We start from the raw sequence: 4,218 nt of genomic DNA on the forward strand, positions 1-4,218 counted from the left end.
CTGGCCGGGCCGGGCGGGAAGGCCACCGCGGCGCAGCATGCCAAGGGGAAGCTGACGGCGCGCGAGCGGATCGGGCTGCTGCTGGACGAGGGCTCCTTCCGGGAGGCCGGGCAGCTGCGCCGGCACCCCCGACCTCGGACTCGCGCCCGCGCCGCTTCCTCCCGGCGGGCGGAAGGCCGGGCCCGGCGGGCTCCGCGGACAGCTGGGCCCGGTCGGTCTGGTCCTCGGCGGAGCGGTCTCCGTGCAGTTCGGGGCGGCGATCGCGGTCACGCTGATGCCCCGGGCCGGGGCGCTCGGTGTCGTCACACTGCGGCTCGCCGTCGCCTCGCTCCTCCTGATGGTGGTGTGCCGGCCGCGGCTGCGCGGCCACTCGCGCGCCGACTGGGGCACGGTGCTCGGCTTCGGCCTGGCGCTGGCGGCGATGAACACGCTGTTCTACCAGGCCGCGGACCGCATCCCGCTCGGCCCGGCGGTCACGCTGGAAGTGCTGGGCCCGCTGGCCCTGTCCGTGATCGCCTCACGGCGGGTGGTCAACCTGCTGTGGGCCGGCCTCGCGCTGTGCGGCGTCTTCCTGCTGAGCGGAGGCGGCTTCGACCGCCTCGACCCCGTGGGCGCGGCGTTCGCCGTCGGGGCGGGCGCCATGTGGGCGGCGTACATAGTCTTCAGCGCCCGCACCGGGCGCCGCTTCCCGCAGGCGGACGGCCTGGCCCTGGCCATGACCGTCGCCGCGCTGCTGACCCTCCCGCTGGGCGTCGCGGAGTCCGGCACGCTCCTCGTCGACCCCGTGATCCTCGGCCTCGGAGCGGCCGTCGCGCTGCTGTCCTCGGTGCTCCCCTACACCCTGGAACTCCTCGCCCTGCGCCACATCGCCGCCTCCACCTTCGCCGTCATGATGAGCCTCGAACCGGCCCTCGCCACCCTGGCAGGCCTCCTGATCCTGGGCCAGGTGCTCACCCCCCTGGAGGGCCTGGCGATCGCCCTGGTCGTGGTGGCCAGCATCGGCGCCGTCCGCACGACCAGCACCGCGCACGCGTAGATGGACGGCAGGCGGCATCTGCCCGGGAACCGCCCTGCCGAGGACGAGCGGGGACCGGCCTCGTACCCTTCGCCCGTGCATCTCGGAAGATCCATGGTCCTGCCGGCGACAGCATCGGCGTTGATCAGCGCATGTTCCACCATGTCCGCCGAGCCCCGTGAGGAAACGAGCCCGAACCGGACCGGGGACGTGACCGCGTCCGAGCGGCCCGCGACGGCGGCTCCGAGCGCCGGAGCCGGGCTGAGCCCCGCGGAACTCCAGGGCCGCTACCACCAGGCAGGGGCCGGCGCCGCAGCGGTTCAGGTCGCACAGCCGGAGGCTCGCCGGACCGGCCACAGCCGTAGTAGGGGCGAAGCCTGACCGAACCGGGCTCGACGCGTGGGGAGCGCCGTCTTCCCAGACCCCTTCGTGTCACGGCCTCAACGGCAGGGGGTGGGTGTCCAGGGGTGAAGGCGCCCGGTCAGAACGGTGGGTCTTCGAAGTGGCCGCCTGTCCCGTCGGCTGCCCATCCGGACTCACGTTCCGCCTTGAGACGGGCGTAACGCTCGCGGGCTGCGGTGTCGTCCGCGTTCTCCAACGCGGTGGTGTCGAAACCCCAGTTCTTGAGTGCGTCCAGGCAGCGGCTGCGGTTGTAGCGGCTGGTGCTGTCAGTCAGGAGGCGCTGGGCACTGTGCCCCAGTTCGTCCTGGTGGCAGGTGAGGTCGGGATGCTCGATCAAGGGGAGGGTGGCAACGATCGCGGCATGGCGCACAGCCGTGTCCTCATCGTTGAGGAAGGGGGAAACGGCACGGTAGAACGCCGGGCGGTGGTCCCGGAAGGCGCGCATTTCCGGGTAGTCGGCGAGGTATTCGCCGTTGAAGTGGCGTTCGCCGATGGCAAGGCACTCGTCATCGGCGTCGTAGGCGAGTGATCCGAGCCAGTCCAGGAGGGCCGCTCGGACGGGGTAGCCCCTTTCGGGATCAGTTCGTCGGTCAGGTCCGACGGTCGAGGTGGCGGGGTGGGCGAGGATCGCGGCCACGTACAGGGCCACGGGGAGAGTGGCTTCGTAGAAACTGTTCTGGTGGCACACCGGCTCCAGCTCGCTGATGGCCCTCATCTGGACCGCCGGGTCGGGATCGAGGAGGCGAGAGAGTACGGCAGGCAGGAATCCGCCGTCGCCTCTGGCCGTTCCGCACAGCGCCAGATCCGTGCCGTCCAACAGCGGCCGATGATGGGGTACTCCATCGGAGGCGAAGTCACCGCTCTGGTGGTTCTCGCTGGTCACGAGGCAAAGGCTACGACGCTTGAGGATGCCACCGCCGCCCAAGCCGACCGGCCACCGCCGGGCCTCCTGCCGGGGCATGACCAGCACGGTCGAAGGGGCGGGCTGTCGTCCCGTTCGTTGTCCCGGACATGGGTACGGCGGGGCTCTGACCTGCCCGGACAGCCCGGCACTGTCCGGGACAAGCGGTTGTCGTTGCTCTCGTTCCCCCGGGGCCTCCAGCATCGGTGGCGGTCGCCGGGCGAAAGGTCGTGGTGAGGGGAGATCACGGCCCGGAGCCCCGCGGCTCGGGCCGTGGGCGCCCGCGCGTTCCACGCCGCCCACGGGTACGCAGACGCTCCCCGAAATCGACGACAGGTAACTGATGATGCGCATACGAACAGCTTGTACGGGCGTGGTGTTCGGCACGGCACTGGCCATCGCCACTTCCGCGATGCCCGCCCAGGCGGCCGCGCCGGCCCGCGCTGCCGCCGGCTGCGAGACCCTGCGGGCCACCGTCGCCAACTCCGAGGGGCTGAGCGGCGGCACTGTGCAGGCCACGGTCTGCATCTACTCCGACGGCGGTGCCGCACTGAACACCTCCTATTACAACTATGTCCAGGACCACCAGGCCGACGGCGTCGCGGCCCGTGCGTACATCCGCGACAGCGTGGGTTGGCGCGGGCCGCTGGGCGTGGACGACACCTCCACGTCCGGGGGGCAGGAGCTGGACCGCTGGGAATCCGAGGTCGTCGGCAACACGTCCGTCCGCGTTTATGTCTGCCTCGGCAAGAAGTACCCCGGCGACTCCGGGGCGCGCTGCGCCTCGGACGTCATGTACGCGTAGCAATGGCCCGTCTCACGGAGGAACCCATCATGCATGTCCGCAAGCGCCTCGCATACGGCACCCTCGCGGCCTCGCTGCTCGCCGGGGTCATGACCCTCGCCCCGACCGCCGCCCAGGCCGGCGAGGAGAGGACCGCGGCCGCTTCCTGTTATGACAGCGCGCACAGTTACTCCAAGCCGGAGGGCACTGCCGATCTCCCGGCCGGCCGGCTGTTCATGACGTCGGGCGACTGCGCCGACATCAACATCAAGCCCAGGACCAACCGTTACGTCATGGTGTGCTTCGAGACGGCGTCCGGCGGAAGCTACTGCCCCTCGGACTACACCCTGGCCCGGGGCGGCCAGTGGAACGTGATCGAGTACGACGTCCCCGACGGCACGCAGTTCTATTTCCACTTCCGCTCGGCGGCGCTGTCCAACGGGAGTTGGGCCGCCTGATTCCGCGCGGGCGCCGACCGCGGCACGGCGGGTTCGGGCGTTGGTCCCTGTGTGACGGCCTCAGCAGGATGGCGGGCATGGAGAACTCAGGCGCCCCGGCTTGCCGCGGCTGGGCGTCCTGACCGCGTTCGTGCGCGCCTGCGGGGACGGGCAGCGGGTCGGCAACCGGCTGGACGCCAGGGAGCGGATCGCCGAAGTGGGGCCGGAGCCGCTACCACCCGCGCCCGCGGCAGCGCCTCGACAGCTCCAGTCCCTCGTCCAGCCGCTCGGCGAGGAGGCGTGGCTCGGCGGCGTCGCCGAAGCTGCGGTGTTCGTCCTCGATCGGACCGCCCGGACCTGCTGCGAAGATCATCCGGCCGCCGCTGAGGTGGTCCAGGGTGGCCACCTGTCGGGGGAGTTACTGCGGACGGTAACGGGGGACCGGCGTCAGCAGGGTGCCGAGCCGGATCCGGGAGGTCGCCAGCGCGGCCGCGACCAGCAGCATCCAGGGGGCTCCGGACCGGCCGGGACGCCCGTGCCCGGTCTCAGCGCAGGCGTTCGTGCCCGGCCGCGCGCTCCCGGCAGCCGCGGCAGGTGCCGGGTTGTGGGGCTCGGAAGGCGTGGTCGCAGGTTTCGCAGTTCTGGAGGGGGTGCCGGGCGGGTGCCGGTGGTGTGGTGG

Annotated in this window: 4 protein-coding genes and 2 pseudogenes; 4 read left to right on the forward strand and 2 right to left on the reverse strand. The window is 71.7% G+C overall.

Features of this window, described 5'->3' with window-relative positions; all coding sequences use genetic code 11:
- Window positions 1–126: pseudogene (locus GUY61_RS41700) on the forward strand (carboxyl transferase domain-containing protein); the annotation flags it as partial.
- Between the two features lie 115 nt (window positions 127–241).
- A complete protein-coding gene (locus GUY61_RS35405) occupies window positions 242–1,036 on the forward strand; it encodes an EamA family transporter (RefSeq protein WP_398958082.1) in 795 nt (264 codons plus the stop codon).
- 460 nt (window positions 1,037–1,496) lie between these two features.
- On the opposite strand, the gene GUY61_RS35410 is transcribed toward GUY61_RS35405, so the two are convergent.
- Window positions 1,497–2,300, reverse strand: a complete 804-nt coding sequence (locus GUY61_RS35410; RefSeq protein WP_313897010.1) for a hypothetical protein — start codon at window positions 2,298–2,300, stop codon at window positions 1,497–1,499.
- 361 nt (window positions 2,301–2,661) lie between these two features.
- Between GUY61_RS35410 and GUY61_RS35415 the strand changes: the two genes are divergently transcribed.
- Window positions 2,662–3,123, forward strand: coding sequence for a hypothetical protein (locus GUY61_RS35415; protein WP_166634418.1), 462 nt, complete (start codon window positions 2,662–2,664; stop codon window positions 3,121–3,123).
- 29 nt (window positions 3,124–3,152) lie between these two features.
- The gene (locus tag GUY61_RS35420; protein ID WP_166634419.1) at window positions 3,153–3,560 is read left to right on the forward strand and encodes a hypothetical protein; all 408 of its coding nucleotides are present in this window, start codon (window positions 3,153–3,155) and stop codon (window positions 3,558–3,560) included.
- Between the two features lie 232 nt (window positions 3,561–3,792).
- On the opposite strand, the pseudogene GUY61_RS35425 reads toward GUY61_RS35420, so the two are convergent.
- Window positions 3,793–4,074, reverse strand: a pseudogene (locus GUY61_RS35425) (LLM class flavin-dependent oxidoreductase); the annotation flags it as partial.
- Window positions 4,075–4,218 lie beyond the last annotated feature (144 nt).

It is taken from the genome of Streptomyces sp. GC420 (genome assembly GCF_009916105.1).
In the GTDB taxonomy this organism is placed as follows: domain Bacteria; phylum Actinomycetota; class Actinomycetes; order Streptomycetales; family Streptomycetaceae; genus Streptomyces.